Origin of the sequence: Streptomyces sp. NPDC001594 (assembly GCF_042893675.1) — a bacterium.
Classification (GTDB): Bacteria; Actinomycetota; Actinomycetes; order Streptomycetales; family Streptomycetaceae; genus Streptomyces.
Genome location: NZ_JBIAVB010000017.1, coordinates 1 through 16,922, shown reverse-complemented (window position 1 = coordinate 16,922; position 16,922 = coordinate 1). Strand labels below are relative to the sequence as shown.

General features: G+C 74.7%; 13 protein-coding genes. 3 read left to right on the top strand and 10 right to left on the bottom strand.

Translation table 11 applies throughout. From position 1 onward, the window contains the following. Positions 1-140 precede the first annotated feature (140 nt). On the bottom strand, positions 141-833 hold the full coding sequence (locus tag ACFY0O_RS29400) for a metal-dependent transcriptional regulator (protein WP_045948642.1): 693 nt from the start codon (positions 831-833) through the stop codon (positions 141-143). Between the two features lie 258 nt (positions 834-1,091). Here ACFY0O_RS29400 and ACFY0O_RS29395 point away from each other — a divergent pair, with 258 nt between their 5' ends. After that, a complete protein-coding gene (locus ACFY0O_RS29395; RefSeq protein ID WP_358898769.1) occupies positions 1,092-1,847 on the top strand; it encodes an SIS domain-containing protein in 756 nt (251 codons plus the stop codon). A gap of 76 nt (positions 1,848-1,923) precedes the next feature. On the opposite strand, the gene ACFY0O_RS29390 is transcribed toward ACFY0O_RS29395, so the two are convergent. Further along, a complete protein-coding gene (locus ACFY0O_RS29390) occupies positions 1,924-3,234 on the bottom strand; it encodes a PAS domain-containing protein (protein ID WP_388952067.1) in 1,311 nt (436 codons plus the stop codon). Between the two features lie 418 nt (positions 3,235-3,652). Continuing rightward, the gene (pdxH, locus tag ACFY0O_RS29385) at positions 3,653-4,276 is read right to left on the bottom strand and encodes a pyridoxamine 5'-phosphate oxidase (protein ID WP_388952436.1); all 624 of its coding nucleotides are present in this window, start codon (positions 4,274-4,276) and stop codon (positions 3,653-3,655) included. Positions 4,277-4,516: 240 nt separating this feature from the next. On the opposite strand from pdxH, the gene ACFY0O_RS29380 reads away from it, so the two are divergent. Next, complete coding sequence (locus tag ACFY0O_RS29380) at positions 4,517-5,623, top strand: citrate synthase 2 (protein WP_388952065.1); 1,107 nt, start codon at positions 4,517-4,519, stop codon at positions 5,621-5,623. Between the two features lie 67 nt (positions 5,624-5,690). On the opposite strand, the gene ACFY0O_RS29375 is transcribed toward ACFY0O_RS29380, so the two are convergent. The 7 genes from ACFY0O_RS29375 to ACFY0O_RS29345 form a co-directional block, all read right to left on the bottom strand. Further along, positions 5,691-6,335, bottom strand: coding sequence for a TetR/AcrR family transcriptional regulator (locus tag ACFY0O_RS29375; RefSeq protein WP_388952063.1), 645 nt, complete (start codon positions 6,333-6,335; stop codon positions 5,691-5,693). Next, entirely contained in the window at positions 6,323-7,063 is a 741-nt protein-coding gene (locus ACFY0O_RS29370; RefSeq protein ID WP_388952061.1) for an enoyl-CoA hydratase family protein, read from the bottom strand. The genes ACFY0O_RS29375 and ACFY0O_RS29370 overlap by 13 nt, the downstream gene beginning before the upstream one ends. Before the next feature lie 201 nt (positions 7,064-7,264). Next, a complete protein-coding gene (locus ACFY0O_RS29365) occupies positions 7,265-8,458 on the bottom strand; it encodes an acyl-CoA dehydrogenase family protein (RefSeq protein ID WP_388952059.1) in 1,194 nt (397 codons plus the stop codon). Continuing rightward, on the bottom strand, positions 8,455-10,362 hold the full coding sequence (locus tag ACFY0O_RS29360) for a biotin carboxylase N-terminal domain-containing protein (RefSeq protein ID WP_388952056.1): 1,908 nt from the start codon (positions 10,360-10,362) through the stop codon (positions 8,455-8,457). The genes ACFY0O_RS29365 and ACFY0O_RS29360 overlap by 4 nt, the downstream gene beginning before the upstream one ends. An 8-nt stretch (positions 10,363-10,370) precedes the next feature. Continuing rightward, positions 10,371-11,969: an acyl-CoA carboxylase subunit beta gene (locus tag ACFY0O_RS29355; RefSeq protein ID WP_388952052.1), complete on the bottom strand. Its 1,599-nt coding sequence runs from the start codon at positions 11,967-11,969 to the stop codon at positions 10,371-10,373. Then, positions 11,966-13,780 carry an acyclic terpene utilization AtuA family protein gene (locus ACFY0O_RS29350; RefSeq protein ID WP_388952434.1) on the bottom strand — a complete coding sequence of 605 codons (1,815 nt, stop codon included), beginning with the start codon at positions 13,778-13,780 and terminating at the stop codon, positions 11,966-11,968. The genes ACFY0O_RS29355 and ACFY0O_RS29350 overlap by 4 nt, the downstream gene beginning before the upstream one ends. 71 nt (positions 13,781-13,851) lie before the next feature. Further along, complete coding sequence (locus ACFY0O_RS29345) at positions 13,852-14,652, bottom strand: TIGR03084 family metal-binding protein (protein WP_388952051.1); 801 nt, start codon at positions 14,650-14,652, stop codon at positions 13,852-13,854. Positions 14,653-15,000: 348 nt separating this feature from the next. Here ACFY0O_RS29345 and ACFY0O_RS29340 point away from each other — a divergent pair, with 348 nt between their 5' ends. Beyond that, the gene (locus ACFY0O_RS29340) at positions 15,001-16,647 is read left to right on the top strand and encodes a CocE/NonD family hydrolase (RefSeq protein WP_388952048.1); all 1,647 of its coding nucleotides are present in this window, start codon (positions 15,001-15,003) and stop codon (positions 16,645-16,647) included. Positions 16,648-16,922 lie beyond the last annotated feature (275 nt).

Below are 16,922 nucleotides of genomic sequence, written 5' to 3'. Positions count from 1 at the left end.
TCCAGGTCAGCCAGGGGAGGACGGTCCCGGCGCCGCGAGGCGCCGGGACCACTCGTCTTCCGGGAACTTCAGGGAACTTTCGAGAACTTCCAGGAACTTCCGGGAACCGCCGCGAGCCGGCTCGGGGACGCGCCCCCGCGTCAGCGCTTGGCGACGAACACGTGCGAGGCGATGTCCGAGTCCAGCTCGGCGGCCTCGCCGCCGCTGCCGACCAGCACCCCGCCCGGGGACTCCGTCACGCTCACCACGGAGCCGGGCTGCACGCCCGCGCGCCGCAGCGTGTACATCAGCTGGGCGTCGGTCTGGATCGGCTCGCCGATCCGTCGGACGACCACCGTCTTGCCCTCGCTGCCCGGGTCCAGGTCCGACAGGCTGACCATGCCGTCCTCGATGAACGGATCGGCCTCGGCCTTCTCGCCCAGTTCCTCCAGGCCCGGGATCGGGTTCCCGTAGGGGGACTCCGTCGGGTGGCGCAGCAGCTCCAGGACGCGACGCTCCACCGCCTCGCTCATCACGTGCTCCCAGCGGCAGGCCTCGGCGTGCACCTGCTCCCACTCCAGGCCGATGACGTCGACGAGCAGGCACTCCGCGAGGCGGTGCTTGCGCATCACGCGGGTCGCGAGCTTGCGGCCCTCGTCGGTGAGCTCCAGATGCCGGTCGCTGGCGACCGCCACCAGGCCGTCGCGCTCCATGCGCGCCACCGTCTGGCTCACCGTGGGCCCGCTCTGGTCCAGCCGCTCGGCGATCCGGGCGCGCATGGGGACCACGCCTTCCTCTTCCAGCTCGAGGATGGTGCGGAGATACATCTCCGTGGTATCGATCAGTCCGGACATTCGTGCCCCTCGGATTGCGTGCGCTGGCCCTGTCCCCAATTCTGACGCATCGGGCCGACAACCGTCCCGCGCCTGACGTCAAGGCATGTACGGGACATCTGCCCGGACACCGGGCGGGCGCACGGGACCCCTGGTGCGCGGGGCTTCGGCCCCGGGATTGACGCCCGTATTGACACGTCCTTGGTCCAGACCGCACGGTGAGCGGCGGACCACCGACGACGCATCCACCGCACCCCACCCTGGAAGGGCCTTCGGCGAATGAGCGAGAGCAAGCTGGCCGGGCAGTTCTTCGACGCCGCCATCGGCCTGCTGGAGCGGGTGCGCGACGAGGAGGGCGCGCGGATCGCCGAGGCCGGGACCGCGATCGCCGAGGCCGTGGCCTCGGGTAACCGGCTGTTCGCCTTCGGCGCCGGGCACTCCTCGCTGCCCGCGCAGGACGTGGTGTACCGGGCCGGCGGGCTGGCCCTGATGAACTTCCTCGCGGTGCCGGGCACGGCCGGCGTGGACGTCATGCCGGCCACGCTGGGCAGCGCGCTGGAGCGGGTCGACGGACTCGCCGGGGCGGTCCTGGACAGCAGTCCGGCCTCCGACGGGGATGTGCTGGTCGTCATCTCGCTCTCCGGACGCAATGCACTGCCGGTCGAGATGGCGATGAACGCGCGGGCGCTGGGGCTGACGGTGATCGGCGTGACGTCGGTGGCGTACGCGACGGAGACGAAGTCGCGGCACGTGTCGGGCACCTACCTGAAGGACCACTGCGACATCGTCCTCGACAGCAAGATCGCGGTCGGCGACGCGGAGCTGACGGCGGACGGCATCGAGGCGCCGTTCGCTCCCGCGTCGACGGTGGTGACGAGCGCGATCATGCAGGCGGTGATGGCGGCGGCGGCCGGGGAGCTGGCCGCGCGGGGGCTGGAGCCGCCGCTGCTGCGGTCGGGGAACGTGGACGGCGGGCACGAGTGGAACGGGCGCGTGATGCGCGAGTACGGGGACCGGATCTTCTTCCGGCACTAGCCGGAGCCAGGCCCCCGCGGGGCGGCCGGAGCCGGGCCCCCGCCGGGTCGTGGCGGCGCAGCGGGAGCGGCGTGCGTCACTGACCCAGGAGGTCCAGGTCGGACGCCACGCGGGCCGCGACCTCCTCCGCGTACGACGCGTCCGCGCGGTCGAACGCGGGACGCGAGGGGCCGCGGACGAAGGTCAGGATGCCCAGGGTGCGGCCCCGGCTGCGCAGGACCGTGCTCAGGGCGTGGGCGGCCCCCGGCGGCCACTGGCGGGCCCGGGCCCACCCCTCCGCCGCCTCGCTGCCCGGCGCCCCCGGGGCGCTGGCGCGGACCGGGCCGATCCGGTCCAGCGCCTGGAGCGCCGGGTGGGCGGCCTCGTACCGGACCGGGATCGCGCCCGGGCCGGGGAGGACGAGGGCCAGCCCCGACGGGGACACCGCCGAGCGGACCAGCCGCCGCCCGTCCCCCACGACCACGTCGACCAGCGCGTGCTCCGCGAACCCGGCCAGCGCGAAGTCCAGCCGGACGGCCGCCGCCTCCGCCGGATCCGCGCACTCGGCGGCGGCCCGCCCCGCCCGGTGCAGCTGGTTGGACCGGAACCGCACCTGCCCGCCGTCCAGCTCGGTTTGCCGGGCCTCGGTGACGTCCTGGAACAGCCACCCGACGCCCAGCGGCACCGGCTCCTCCGCGAGCGGCGAGGCCAGCCGCAGGAACCCGCACCGCCAGCAGCGCCGCCGCTCCCCCTCCGGGGTCCGCACGGTCACCCACAGCTCCACCGGCCCCGGCGGCGCCCCCTCGGCCAGCACGTGCGTGAGCGCCCCCTCCAGCTCCTCGACCCCCTGGGTCAGCAGCTCGCCGAGCGGGCGTCCGAGCAGCGTCGTGCGGCCGGACCCGAAGGCGCGGGCGGCGTGCGCGTTGACCACCGCCGGGCGCAGGTCCACGTCGACCAGGACGACCCCCCAGGAGGCGTCCTCCATCAGGGCCTCGCTGAGGGCGATGGAGCGCTCCAGGTCGATCTGGGCGTGGACCTCGCTGAAGGCGCAGTAGACCCCGGCCGGTTTCCCGTCGGCGCCCGGCACCGCGGCGGACTGGGTGCGTACGAGGATCCGCCCGCCCTCCTTGGTCAGCAGGGCGAACTCGTGGACCTGGCGGCCCGGCGCGTCCTGCGCCGACATCAGCCGGTCCTGCACGTCGTCCGCGTCGGCGGCACGCACCGCCCAGCCCGCGAACCCGCGCCGCCCCACCGCCTCGGCTGCGCTCCAGCCGAGGATCCGCTCGGCCTCGCGGTTCCAGTGCGTGATCACGCCGTCGGAATCGAACGCGCACAGGGCGGCGTCCATCCCGTCGAGCAGCGCTGCGAGCAGATCGTCGGTGGTCTCACCACGTCCGGAAGCACTCACCTGGCACCCCCTGCAGGTGTTCGCGTGTGCGGCACGTCAGATCATTGAACTGGAACGTGACCCAGGCCACACGCGGTTCTCGCATTCCTCCCGGAATGTCCGATGGACGTCCGATGGGGGGCGCTCCGCGGGGAAGCCGATAAAAAAGGTTGAGGGCCCCCGGGAGGAGGCCTAGGCTCTGCCGTACACGAGAAGGGAGGTGGTTCCCGAAATGTACGGAAACCGGACGCGTGAGGTGGCTGCGGGCTAAGGGCCCGTCGTCAGCAACGCACCCAGTGCGGTGCCCGGCGGAAGCTAGCCGCCCGGTGCCAATCCCAAGCAGTCACCCGACCCGCGGGCTCGCCGGCACGTCCGGCCGGCTCCTCTCACTGCAGGAGAGGAACCCGAGCCCGCGGGTCGCCTGCTTTTCCGCGGCCCCTCAGGGGCACAGGCGCTCGACGCGCCACTTCTTCCCGTCCAGGACGTACCGCAGCCGGTCGTGCAGCCGGTTCTCGTGCCCCTGCCAGAACTCCAGCGCGTCGGGCACCACCCGCAGCCCGCCCCACTCCGGCGGCACCGGCACCTGTTCGCCCTCCGGGTAGCGCTCCTCCAGCTCCGCGTAACGGCGGTCCAGCTCCGCGCGCGAGCCGATCACCCGGGACTGCTCGCTCGCCCACGCCCCCAGCTGGGAGCCGTGCGGCCGGGAGCGGAAGTAGGCGGCCGTCTCGTCCCGGCCGACCCGGGCCGCCCGGCCCGTCACGATCACCTGGCGGGCGATCGGATGCCAGGGGAAGAGGAGCGAGACGTACGGGTTCTCCTCGATCTCGCGCGCCTTGCGGGAGCCGTAATTGGTGAAGAACACGAAGCCCCGCGAGTCGAACTGCTTCAGCAGGACGGTGCGGGAGCTGGGCCGGCCCCCGGCGGTCGCGGTCGATACGACCATCGCGTTCGGCTCGAAGAGGTCCGAGTCGGCGGCCTGCTGGAACCACCGGGCGAACTGCGCCATCGGGTCCTCGGCGAGACCCGCCTCCTCGACGATCTCGGAACGGTACTGCTGGCGCATGGCGGCGGGGTCAATGTCCTGATCGGTCACGACGCCATCCTGCCGCAGCGACCCGGCGACGGGTGTGCCGTATGTCACGCTTCCCGAAGGCCCGGCGGAACGGCCAAAATCTTGGGGCCGGTCCGAGGGTCCCCGCACGGATGACCATCGGCCGTGCCGGGCATCAACGGTGATGACCGCGCCGGACCGCGAATCACGCCGGGAACCGCGCGTGTTCGCACTATCTGAGGGAGCCGCCGCATGTCCGACTTCGTACCCGGACTCGAAGGGGTCGTCGCGTTCGAGACGGAGATCGCCGAGCCCGACAAGGAAGGCGGATCGCTCCGCTACCGCGGGGTCGACATCGAAGACCTCGTGGGCCACGTCTCCTTCGGGAACGTGTGGGGCCTGCTGGTCGACGGTGCGTTCAACCCCGGCCTGCCGGCCGCCGAACCCTTCCCGATCCCGGTCCACTCCGGTGACATCCGCGTCGACGTGCAGTCCGCGCTCGCCATGCTCGCGCCCGTGTGGGGCCTCAAACCGCTCCTCGACATCGACGTGCGGACCGCCCGCGACGACCTCGCGCGCGCCGCCGTCATGGCCCTCTCCTACGTCGCCCAGTCCGCCCGCGGCCAGGGCCTGCCGATGGTGCCCCAGCGGGAGATCGACAAGGCCGAGTCCGTGGTCGAACGGTTCATGATCCGCTGGCGCGGCGAGCCCGACCCCAAGCACGTCAAGGCCGTCGACGCCTACTGGACCTCGGCCGCCGAACACGGCATGAACGCCTCCACCTTCACCGCCCGCGTCATCGCCTCCACCGGCGCCGACGTCGCCGCCGCACTGTCGGGTGCCGTCGGCGCCATGTCCGGGCCCCTGCACGGCGGCGCGCCCTCGCGCGTCCTCGGCATGATCGAGGAGATCGAGCGCACCGGCGACGCCGAGGCGTACGTGAAGAAGGCCCTCGACAAGGGCGAGCGCCTCATGGGCTTCGGCCACCGCGTCTACCGCGCCGAGGACCCCCGGGCCCGCGTCCTGCGGCGCACCGCCAAGGAGCTGGACGCCCCCCGCTACGAGGTGGCCGCCGCCCTGGAGAAGGCCGCCCTGGCGGAGCTGCACGCGCGCCGCCCCGACCGGGTGCTCGCGACCAACGTGGAGTTCTGGGCCGCGATCATGCTGGACTTCGCGGAGGTGCCGGCGCACATGTTCACCTCCATGTTCAGCTGCGCCCGCACGGCCGGCTGGTCCGCGCACATCCTGGAGCAGAAGCGCACGGGCCGCCTGGTCCGCCCGTCGGCCCGCTACATCGGCCCGGGCCGCCGCGACCCGCGGGACATCGAGGGGTACGCGGACATCGCGTCCACCGCCTGACGGTCCCGGCGCGCCGAGGGCGCCGCACCCCTTCGCCGGGGGGCGGCGCCCTCCCCTCCGGCCTCCCTCAGCCCAGCGCGGCGTCGAGGATCTTCGACCACTGGGCGACGACCCGCTCCCGGCGGGCGGTGTCGTCGGTCAGCACGTTCGCCAGGCCCAGGCCCCGGGCCATGTCGAGGAAGCCCTGCACGGTCTCCCGTACGCCCGGCACCGACTCGTCCGCGCCCAGCAGCTCGACCGCGATGCGGTGGGTCTCCCGGCCGACCCTGGCCTCGAGCTCGGTGACCTGGGGCCGCAGCTGTTCCTCGTTGGACGCGGCCACCCACAGCTGGAGCGCGGCCCGGAACAGGGCCCCCGTGTAGAGGTCGACCAGCGCCTCCAGCACCGCCGGCCGGGGCGCGGGGGCGGCCTGGAACAGCTCCCGCAGGGCGGTGGAGCGTTCCTCGGAGACGTACTCGACGGCGGCGGTGAAGAGGGACTCCCGGGTGGGGAAGTGGTGCTGGGCCGCGCCGCGCGACACCCCGGCCCGCTCGGCGACGACGGCGACGGTGGAACCCGCCCAGCCGTGCTCCGCGAGGCAGGAGACGGCCGCCTCCAGGAGGTGCCGCCGGGTGACCCGGCTGCGGGCCTGCTTGGGGAGGCCGCGGAAGGGGGTGGTGCGGGTGCCGGGGGTGCGGGGCTCGCCCGTTTCGGCGTTGGTCAGCGCACCCATGACGGGTCCCGGCGCTCGAAGCGGGCGGTGATGCCCTCGCGGGCCTCGGCGGAGGCGAAGAGCCGCGCGGAGAGTTCCGTCAGGCGGTCGCCGTCCCGGTCCAGGGCCTCCCGCACCCCGGCGGCCACCATCGCCTTGGTTTCCGCGAGCGCTTGCGGGGAGGCCTTGCGCAGCCCGTCGAGGACGGGAGCCAGGGCGGTGTCGGGGTCCGCGTCCGTGTGGAGGGTGAGCAGCCCTATGCGGGTGGCCTCGGCGGCGTCGAAGGGTTCGGCGGTCAGGAAGTAGCGGGAGGCCGCGCGGGGGTCGAGGCGGGGCAGCAGGGTCATCGAGATCACGGCCGGGGCGAGCCCGAGGTGGGTCTCGGTGAAGGCGTACGAGGACTGCGGCCCGGCGGCGGCGATGTCGCAGGCGCCGAGGAGGCCGAGGCCACCGGCGCGGACGTGTCCGGTGACGCGGGCGACGACCGGCTTGGGGAGCGCGGTGAGCTCGCGCAGCAGGGCGAGGAAGTCCGCGGGGTCGCAGGGGGACTTGAGGTCGGCGCCGGCGCAGAAGGTGTTGCCGGTGTGGGTGAGGAGCACCGCGCGGGTGTCGGCGTCCTTGCCGGCGGCGGCGAGCGCGGTGCGCAGCTCGGCGACGAGCTGTGTGGAGAGCGCGTTGCGGTTGGCCGGGGAGTCGAGGGTGAGGGTGGTGATGCCGGTCGCCTGGGCGGCGTGCACGAGTGGGGCCATGTCTCCTCCGGAGGGCTCGGTTGACGGGGCGAGGGTACGCGGCCCCCTCACCCCCGCCCGCTCCCCCGACCCGCCCCCACCCGCCCGACCGGGCCCGCCCGGACCCGCCGTTCACCCGGTCGTGGCTCCGGCGGGGCGGGTGCGGTCGGCTGGACGGTGACGGGGGGTGCGGGGCGGGGGCGGCCGGGGGCGGGGGCGGGGTCAGTAGGACTTGGGGAGGCCCAGGGTCTGGTGGGAGACGAAGTTCAGGATCATCTCGCGGCTGACCGGCGCGATCCGGGCGACCCGGGCGGCCGTGATCAGGGAGGCCAGCCCGTACTCCCGGGTCAGCCCGTTCCCGCCGAGGGTGTGCACCGCCTGGTCCACCGCCCGCACGCACGCCTCCCCCGCCGCGTACTTCGCCATGTTCGCCGCCTCCCCGGCCCCCATGTCGTCCCCCGCGTCATACAGCCGCGCGGCCTTCTGCATCATCAGCCGGGCCAGTTCCAGCTCGATGTGGGCGACCGCCAGCGGGTGCGCCACCGCCTGGTGGGCGCCGATCGGCTCCTGCCACACCTGGCGGGTGCGGGCGTAGTCCACCGCCCGGCCCAGCGCGTAGCGGCCCATCCCGATGGCGAAGGCCGCCGTCATGATGCGTTCGGGGTTGAGCCCGGCGAAGAGCTGGAGCAGGCCGGCGTCCTCTCCCCCTACGCCTCCGGCGTGGGAGGGACCCCCACCGACCAGCGCCTCGGCGGGGAGCCGGACCTCGTCCAGGACCAGTTCGAACTGCTTCTCCGCCGCCTGGAGTTCCATGTCGATCACCGAGCGGGTGAAGCCGGGGGTGTCGCGGGGCACGATGAACAGGCAGGGCTTCAGCCGGCCGGTGCGGGCGTCCTCGGTGCGGCCGACGATCAGGGTGGCGTCGGCGATGTCCACGCCGGAGATGAAGACCTTGCGGCCCGTGAGGACCCAGCCGTCGCCGTCGCGCCGGGCGGTGGTGGTGATGCGGTGGGAGTTGGAGCCCGCGTCGGGTTCGGTGATGCCGAAGGCCATCGTGCGGCTGCCGTCCGCGAGGCCGGGGAGCCAGGCCCGCTTCTGGGCCTTGGTGCCGAAGCGGGCGATGACGGTGCCGCAGATGGCCGGGGAGACCACCATCATCAGCAGGGGACAGCCGGCCGCGCCCAGTTCCTCCAGGACGATGGAGAGTTCGGCGATCCCGCCGCCCCCGCCCCCGTACTCCTCGGGCAGGTTGACGCCGAGGTAGCCGAGCTTGGCGGCGTCGGCCCACAGTTCGTCGGGGTGGCCGCCCTCACGGGCGAGGCGGGCGAGGTAGTCGCGGCCGTAGCGCTGCCCGAGGGCGGCGACGGCGGCGCGCAGGGCCCGGTGTTCTTCGGTTTCGGTGGCGGCGGGGCTCATGACGGCGTTTCCTCCTGGACTACGGCGAGCAGGGCGCCGAACTCGACCTGGCGGCCGGTGGCGGCGTGGAGCGCGGTGAGCGTGCCGGAGGCGGGGGCGAGGATGCGGTGCTCCATCTTCATGGCCTCCAGCCAGAGCAGTGGCTGCCCGGCGGTGACGGCGGAGCCGGGGGCGAGCCCCTCGGCGACGCGGACGACGGTGCCGGGCATGGGGGCGAGCAGGGAGCCCGGTTCGGTGCGGTCCTGGGGATCGGGGAACCGGGGGACCGGGGTGAGGGTGTGGGAGCCGAGGGTGGAGTCCACGTAGACCGTGTTCGATTTTTGTTTCACGTGGAACATGCGGCGTACGCCGTCGACTTCGAGGGTGACGAGGGTCGGGGTGGCGGCCAGGACGCGCACGCCGGGGTGCTCCACGGGCTGGTACTGGACCTCGTGCTCGGTGCCGGCCACGGTGTAGCGGCGGGTCTGCGGCTGGGAGCGGAGGTTGCGCCAGCCGCCGAGGCGGGAGGCGAGCGGGGCGCCGGGGGCCGGGGCCGCTTCGGCGAGGGCGGCGGCCAGGCAGGCGAGGGCGGGGTCGGGGGCGCCGTCGGTGAGGGTGTCGAGGTGGCGGTCGTAGAACCCGGTGTCGAGGCGGGCGGCGGTGAACTCCGGGTGGCGCAGGGAGCGTACGAGCAGCTCCCGGTTGGTGGCCGGACCGTGGATCCGGGCCCGGGCGAGGGCGTCGGCGAGGACGCGGACGGCTTCGGTGCGGGTGGGGGCGTGGGCGATGACCTTGGCGAGCATCGCGTCGTAATGGACGGAGACGCTGTCGCCGGAGGTGAACCCGGTGTCGACACGGACGTGCTCCGGGAAGGAGAGGGTGTGCAGGACGCCGGTCTGCGGGCGCCAGTCGAGGGCCGGGTCCTCCGCGTACAGACGGGCCTCGACGGCGTGGCCGGAGGGCTCGGGCGGGGTCGGCGCGAGGGGCTCCCCTTCGGCGATGCGCAGCTGGAGGGCGACGAGGTCGAGGCCGAAGACGGCTTCGGTGACGGGGTGTTCCACCTGGAGGCGGGTGTTCATCTCCAGGAACCAGGGGCGGCCGTCGGCGCCGACGAGGAACTCGACCGTGCCCGCGCCCCGGTAGGAGACCGCCCGGGCGGCGGCCACGGCGGCCTCGTGGAGGCGGGTGCGGAGATCGTCGGGGAGCGCGGGGGCCGGGGCCTCTTCGATGACCTTCTGGTGGCGGCGCTGGAGGGAGCAGTCGCGGGTGCCCAGGGCCCAGACGGTGCCGTGGGCGTCGGCGAGGACCTGCACCTCGACGTGGCGCCCGCGCTCCACGTACGGCTCGACGAAGACCTCCCCGTCGCCGAACGCGGACAGGGCCTCGGCGGCGGCCGCGTCGAGGGATTCCTTGAGGGAGTCGAGGTCGCGTACGACGCGCATCCCGCGGCCGCCGCCGCCCGCGGCGGCCTTCAGCAGCAGGGGCAGGTCCGCGGCGGTGGCCGCGGCCGGGTCGACGGGCTCCAGCAGCGGCACCCCGGCGGCCCGCATGAGGTCCTTGGCCCGGGTCTTGGAGGCCATGGCCTCGATGGCCCCGGGCGGCGGCCCGATCCAGACCAGGCCGGCGGCCTCGACCCGGCGGGCGAAGTCGGCGTTCTCGGACAGGAAGCCGTACCCGGGGTGCACGGCGTCCGCGCCGGCCGCGCGGGCGGCCTCGATCAGCAGGTCGGCGCGCAGGTAGGTGTCGGCGGGGGCGGCCCCCGGCAGCCGGACGGCGGTGTCGGCGGAGCGCACGTGCAGGGCGTCGGCGTCGGCGTCGGAGTGGACGGCGACCGTGGCCAGGCCCAGGGCGCGGGCCGTGCGGAAGATCCGTACGGCGATCTCGCCCCGGTTGGCGACGAGGAGGGAGGTGATCGGGTTCGTCATGGGCGGGCTCACATCCGGAAGACGCCGAAGCCGCCACGGGCGCCCTCGACGGGGGCGTTGTGGACGGCCGACAGGCACAGGCCGAGGACGGTACGGGTGTCGCGCGGGTCGATGACTCCGTCGTCGTAGAGCCGCCCGGACAGGAACATGGGCAGGGACTCGGACTCGATCTGCGCCTCGACGAAGGCCCGCATCCCGGCGTCGGCCTCCTCGTCGTAGGGCTGTCCCTTGGCGGCGGCGGACTGCCGGGCGACGATCGAGAGCACTCCGGCGAGCTGCTGGGGGCCCATGACGGCGGATTTGGCACTGGGCCAGGCGAAGAGGAACCGGGGCTCGTAGGCGCGGCCGCACATGCCGTAGTGGCCGGCGCCGTAGCTGGCCCCGATGAGGACGGACAGGTGCGGGACGCGGGAGTTGGAGACCGCGTTGATCATCATCGAGCCGTGTTTGACGATGCCGCCCTGCTCGTACTCCTTGCCGACCATGTAGCCGGTGGTGTTGTGGAGGAACAGGAGCGGGATGTCGCGCTGGTTGGCGAGCTGGATGAACTGGGCGGCCTTCTGCGACTCGGCGCTGAACAGCACGCCCTGCGCGTTGGCGAGGATGCCGACCGGGTAGCCGTGCAGGGTGGCCCAGCCGGTCACGAGGCTGGGGCCGTAGAGGGGCTTGAACTCGTCGAAGTCGGAGGCGTCGACGATGCGGGCGATGACCTCGCGGGGGTCGAAGGGGGTCTTCAGGTCCGGCGGGACGATCCCGAGGAGCTCCTCCGCGTCGTACAGCGGCTCCTCGGCGCGCGGCGGTTCGGCGTGGGGCTTGCGGTGGTTGAGACGGGCCACGATCCGGCGGGCCTGGCGGATGGCGTCGTACTCGTCGAGGGCGTAGTGGTCGGCGAGGCCGGAGACACGGGCATGCATGTCGGCGCCGCCGAGGGACTCGTCGTCGCTCTCCTCACCCGTGGCCATCTTCACGAGGGGAGGGCCGCCCAGGAACACCTTGGAACGGTCCTTGATCATGACGGTGTGGTCGGACATCCCGGGGATGTACGCGCCGCCGGCGGTGGAGTTGCCGAAGACGACGGCGACGGTGGGGATGCCGGCGGCGGACAGACGGGTGAGGTCGCGGAAGATCGCCCCGCCGGGGATGAAGATCTCCTTCTGGGAGGGCAGGTCGGCGCCCCCGGACTCCACGAGGCTGATGCACGGGAGCCGGTTCCGCAGGGCGATCTCGTTGGCCCGCAGGGCCTTCCTCAGGGTCCAGGGGTTGCTGGCACCGCCGCGCACGGTGGGGTCGTTGGCCGTGATCAGGCACTCGACGCCCTCGACGGTGCCGATGCCGGTGACCATCGAGGCGCCCACGGGGTGGTCACTGCCCCAGGCGGCGAGCGGGGACAGCTCCAGGAACGGGGTGTCGGGGTCGAGGAGCAGCTCGACGCGGTCGCGGGGCAGCAGCTTGCCGCGGGCACGGTGCCGCGCGGTGTACTTCTCCCCGCCGCCCGCGAGCGCCTTGGCGTGCTCCGCCTCCAGCGCCCCGAGCCGCTCCAGGGCGGCGGAACGGGCCCGCGCGTACTCGGGGGCCAGGGGGTCGACGGTGGTACCGAGACGGGTCATGGGTGGTTCCCCTCCGGGGTGGGTGGCAGGAGGCGGGTCGGGATGTCGACGTGGCGGGCGCGGAGCCATTCGCCGAGGGCCTTGGCCTGCGGGTCGAACCGGTGGCCGGAGGCGACCCCGTCGCCGAGAATCCCGGCGACGGTGAAGTTCAGCGCCCGCAGCCGGGGCAGCTCGTGGCGGGTGACGGCGAGGGGGGCGGTCTCGGGGAGCAGGCGCCGGAGGAACTCGACGGTGAGGGTGTCGCGCAGCCACTCCCAGGCCGCGTCGCCCTCGACCCAGACCCCGATGTTGGCGTCGCCCCCCTTGTCCCCGGACCGCGCCCCGGCCAGCAGCCCGAGGGGGGCACGGGTGGTGGGGTCGTGTCGCGGAGGCCCTGCGGGGCTACCCCCCACCCCGCCGCCGCCCGCGACCGGCACCGCGGGCTCGACCCCGGGCCCCGGCAGGGGGTCCGCGCCCGAGGCGGTCCCGTGTCCGGCCGGGAGCCGGGGGTCGTGCGGGGCGGCGGTTCCGGGGCCGGCCCCGCCTCCGACCCGCAGGCGGGTGCCGTCCGGGAGGACCGCCGTATGCGGGACGGAGGCCGCCGGGACCAGGGCCGAGGTGAACACCCCGTACGGCTGGGCGGGTCCCGGCGGGGCCGTGACGTGGAAGCCCGGGTAGCTCGCCAGGGCCAGTTCGACCGCCGCGCCCGTCAGCTCCCGCCCCACCCGGTCCGGTGACGGGTCGCGCACCACCAGGCGCAGCAGGGCGCTCGCCGTCTCCTGCGTGTCCGCGTCCGCGTGGTCGGTGCGGGCCAGGGTCCACGACACGCCCGCCGCTCCGGCCAGCGCGTCCGCCAACTGCTCGCGCACCAGCTCCGCCTTCGCCTCCACGTCCAGGCCCGTCAGGACGAAGACCACCTCGTTGCGCCAGCCCCCCACCCGGGTGACCCCGACCTTCAGGGTGTCCGGCGGCGGCTCCCCCACCGTCCCGCTGATCCGGACCCGGTCCTCGCCGTCCGGGGTCAGGCGCACCGTGTCCAGCCGGGCCGTGACGTCCGGGCCCAGGTACCGGGCGCCCTGGGTCTCGTACAGCAGCTGCGCGGTGACCGTGCCGGGGGAGACGACCCCGCCCGTGCCGGGGTGCTTGGTGACGACCGCCGAGCCGTCCTCCCACACCTCCGCGAGCGGGAAGCCGGGGCGGCGCACGTCGTGGGCGGTGAAGAAGGCGTAGTTGCCGCCGGTGGCCTGCGTGCCGCACTCCAGGACGTGCCCGGCGACCACCGCGCCCGCCAGCCGGTCGTACTCCTCGGGCCCCCAGCCGAACCACCACGCGGCCGGCCCGCTCACCAGCGCCGCGTCCGTGACCCGGCCGGTGACCACCACGTCCGCGCCCGCCCGCAGGCAGGCCGTGATCCCGGCGCCGCCGAGGTAGGCATTGGCGGTCAACGCCCCCGCCCACGCCCCCGCCAACGCCTCCCCCGACGCCCCCGCCGGCAGCCCCTCCCCCGGACCCTCCGGCACCTCCGGCACCTCCGCGGCGCCGAGCCGCATCAGGTCGTCGCCCTCGACGTGCGCGACGCGTACGGGCACCCCGACCTTGTCCGCCAGCGCGCGCACCGCGTCCGCCAGCCCGGCCGGGTTCAGCCCGCCCGCGTTCGCGACGATCCGCACGCCCCGCTCGTGCGCGAGCCCGAGCCCCTCCTCCAGCTGCCGCAGGAAGGTCTTGGCGTACCCGAGGTCCGGGTTCCTCAGCCGGTCACGGCCGAGGATCAGCATGGTCAGCTCGGCCAGGTAGTCGCCGGTCAGGACGTCCAACGGGCCGCCGGTCAGCATCTCGCGCACCGCACCGAACCGGTCGCCGTAGAAACCCGAGGCGTTGCCGATGCGCAGCGGGCGCCGGGCGGTCACCGCGTCCCCCGGGGCTCACGGCCCGGACCCGCCGGGCCGGCGAAGGCCTGGGCGATGTCCAGCCAGCGGTCGGCGTCGGGGCCGGTGGCGGTGAGGGCCAGGTCGGCGCGGTGGGCGCGCTGGGTGACCAGCAGGCAGAAGTCCAGCGCCGGGCCCGTGACCCGCTGCCCGGCGTCCTCGGGCCCGAACGCCCACACCCCGGCCCCGCCCGGAGGGGTCAGCTCCACCCGGAACTCCCCCTCCGGCACCGCCAGTCCGCGCACGGCGTACGCGTAGTCCCGCGCCCTCACCCCGATCCGCGCGACGTGCCGCAGCCGGGCGGTCGGGGCCCGGCGCACGCCGAGCGCGTCGGCGATGTCCTGGCCGTGCGCCCAGGTCTCCATCAGCCGGGCGCTCGCCATGGAGGCGGCCTTCATCGGGGGGCCGTACCAGGGGAAACGGGCGTCGGGGGAGGCGGCGGCCAGGGCCCGGTCCAGCGCCTCCCGCCCGGCCCGCCACCGGGCCAGCAGCTCGGCGGGGGCCAGCCGGGCGCCCTCCTCGGCCCCCTCGTCCACGAAGGAGTCCGGCGCCTTCAGGGCCACCTCCACCTCCCGCGCGAACCCCTCGGCGTCGGTGAGCGCGAGCAGCGCGGCCCGGTCGGTCCAGTGCAGGTGCGCGATCTGATGGGCGACGCCCCACCCCGCGGCGGGCGTCGGCCGCGCCCACTCGGACTCTGCCAACCCCCCTACGAGGGAGTCGAGTTCACGGCCCTCCTCGCGGAGATCGGTGAAGACGGCGACGACGGACGGCTCGGGCACGACGTGCTCCCCTCTCGGCGTGAGGGGAAGCCTGGCAGCAGCCCGAGAAACAATCAAGCACGCTTGCATGATTTTCGTCCGCACCCGTCCGGTTCCCGCCACGCCCCAACCAGGCCACGAAGCACGGCACTTGAACCCACCAGCCCCATCCCCGAGGCACGCGCGCCCGGCCCCGCCCACCCACACGCCCGAATCCGGCCGTACGCCCGCACGCCCCCGAGCACGCCCCGCGCACCACGCCGATACTGGGTGCTCCCGCTCACACCGCCGGAGCAGGAGCAGCGCACCGCCCCCCACGTCCGAACACGTCCCTGCCACGCGACGACGAGACGACGAGGATGATCCGCCGTGCCCCCAGCCGCCCCCGCTCCCTCTCCCGCCCCCTCTCCCGCCCCCTCCCTCTACCCCGACCTGGACGCCACCGCCCTGACCGCCTTCGCCGCCGCCCTCGAAAGCGGCGAGTGCACCGGCCTGCCCCCCGCGCGCGCCGCCGAGGTCGAGGCCGTACGGGCCGTCGCCGTCTTCAGCCGGGGCAAGGTCACCGGCGCCGACGGAGACCTCCTGGAGGCCGCCCTCTGGCGGCACACCGGACCCGGACCCCGCCCGGCGGTCGTCATGCCCGCGCCCTGGAGCGACCTCGGCTGGCCCGCCTACACCGTCCAGGCCTCCCGGTTCGCGGTGGGCGGCTACGACGTCCTCGCCTACAGCCCGCGCGGGTTGGCCGCCTCCGAAGGCCACGCCGACTTCGCCGGACCGCTCGACGTCGCCGACGGCCGCCACGCCCTGGACCACCTCCTGGAGCGCGCCCCCGGACCCGTCACCCGGATCGGCTTCCTCGGCGTCTCCTACGGCGCCGGCATCGCCCAGCTCGTCGCCGCGCACGACGCCCGGGTGGACGCGGTGGCGGCGCTCAGCGGCTGGGGCGACCTCGGGGAGGTGCTCCGGGAGAACTCCACCCGCCGCACCGCCGCCGCCCACGCCCTGCTCACGGCCGCCCCCCGGGCGAGGCTGAGCCGGCCGACCGAGCGCGCCCTGGCGAACGTCCTCGCGGGCGGGGACCTGCACGAGACCCTGGCGTGGGCGGAGCAGCGCTCACCGTTCACGCACGTCAAGGAGCTGGGGCGGCGGCAGGTGGCGGTCTTCTGCGCCCACGCCTGGCACGAGACCCTCTTCCCGGCCGGGCAGGTGCTGCGGACGTTCCAGGAGCTCGGCGGGCCGAAGCGGATCGACCTGTCCATCGGCGACCACTGCGGCCCCGAACTGACCGGGCTGCCCGGACTGCCGAACCGGATCTGGACGGACGCCCGGCGCTGGTTCGACCACCACCTCGCCGGGGAGCCCAACGGCATCGACGCGGAGGGCGAGGTCCTCTCCGAGGTGATGTGGAGCCGGGCCCTCGAACCCTCCCCCACCTGGCCCGTCCCCACCCGCCACACCCGCCGCCTGCACCTCACCGGCACCGGCGAACTGGCCGACCGCCCCGACCCCGGCTGGGCGGCGGGCGTGCTGTGCGGGGTCGGGACCCCGGTGGCCGTCGCCGAGGCCGTCGCCCGCGCCGGGCACGCCGAACTGGCGGGGCGGCCGAGCCCCTACCCGGCCGCCGCCACCATGGACCGCACGGCGGCCGCCGTCTGGACCGCCGCCCCGGCCCCGGACACCACCCGCCTGCGCGGCACCCCGCGCCTGCGCGTCACCTACCGGGCCGCGAACTCCGGCTCCACCTTCGTCGCGTACCTCCTCGACCTGGCGCCCGACGGCTCGGCCCGCCTGATCAGCCACGCCCCGTTCAGCGACCTCGACGCCCCGCCGGACAGCCTGGTCAGCGCGGACATCGACCTCCAGCCCACCGCGTACGACCTCCCGCCGGGCCACCGCGCCATGCTGGCCCTGACCCCCCACGACCCCCTCTACGCGGACGCCAACCTCCCCCGCGCCACCCTGTCCTTCACTTCCCCGGAGCCGACGCCGTCGTATGTGGAGCTACCGATGGGGTGAGGATTTCCTTTTACGTCGGCACGGGGGGCGGGGTCTCCGCCCCCGCGAGGGGCCGGGGGCGGGCCGGTGGCTGCCCACCCGCCCGGGCGGGGCGATGGCGGGGCGGTGGCGGCACAGTGCGGCGGCCCCTACGCCGGTACCCCCCGACGGCGGGAACCGGAAGGCTCGGCGGGGTGGGGGAGGGTCGGGACCCCGGCGGGCGGTCTCAGAGAGGGGTTGGGGCTTTCCCGCCAGTCCCACTGTCCTTCCGGTTCGGGCCGGCCTGTCAAGGGCGC

What these genes read in the sequence shown, in the direction of transcription:
- ACFY0O_RS29375 (WP_388952063.1), bottom strand. Translation starts at nt 6,335, where the DNA reads ATGGGTGCGCTGACCAACGCCGAAACGGGCGAGCCCCGCACCCCCGGC.
- pdxH (WP_388952436.1), bottom strand. Translation starts at nt 4,276, where the DNA reads ATGCGCCAGCAGTACCGTTCCGAGATCGTCGAGGAGGCGGGTCTCGCC.
- ACFY0O_RS29395 (WP_358898769.1), top strand. Translation starts at nt 1,092, where the DNA reads ATGAGCGAGAGCAAGCTGGCCGGGCAGTTCTTCGACGCCGCCATCGGC.
- ACFY0O_RS29400 (WP_045948642.1), bottom strand. Translation starts at nt 833, where the DNA reads ATGTCCGGACTGATCGATACCACGGAGATGTATCTCCGCACCATCCTC.
- ACFY0O_RS29365 (WP_388952059.1), bottom strand. Translation starts at nt 8,458, where the DNA reads ATGAGCCCCGCCGCCACCGAAACCGAAGAACACCGGGCCCTGCGCGCC.
- ACFY0O_RS29380 (WP_388952065.1), top strand. Translation starts at nt 4,517, where the DNA reads ATGTCCGACTTCGTACCCGGACTCGAAGGGGTCGTCGCGTTCGAGACG.
- ACFY0O_RS29370 (WP_388952061.1), bottom strand. Translation starts at nt 7,063, where the DNA reads ATGGCCCCACTCGTGCACGCCGCCCAGGCGACCGGCATCACCACCCTC.
- ACFY0O_RS29355 (WP_388952052.1), bottom strand. Translation starts at nt 11,969, where the DNA reads ATGACCCGTCTCGGTACCACCGTCGACCCCCTGGCCCCCGAGTACGCG.
- ACFY0O_RS29350 (WP_388952434.1), bottom strand. Translation starts at nt 13,780, where the DNA reads ATGCTGACCGGCGGCCCGTTGGACGTCCTGACCGGCGACTACCTGGCC.
- ACFY0O_RS29360 (WP_388952056.1), bottom strand. Translation starts at nt 10,362, where the DNA reads ATGACGAACCCGATCACCTCCCTCCTCGTCGCCAACCGGGGCGAGATC.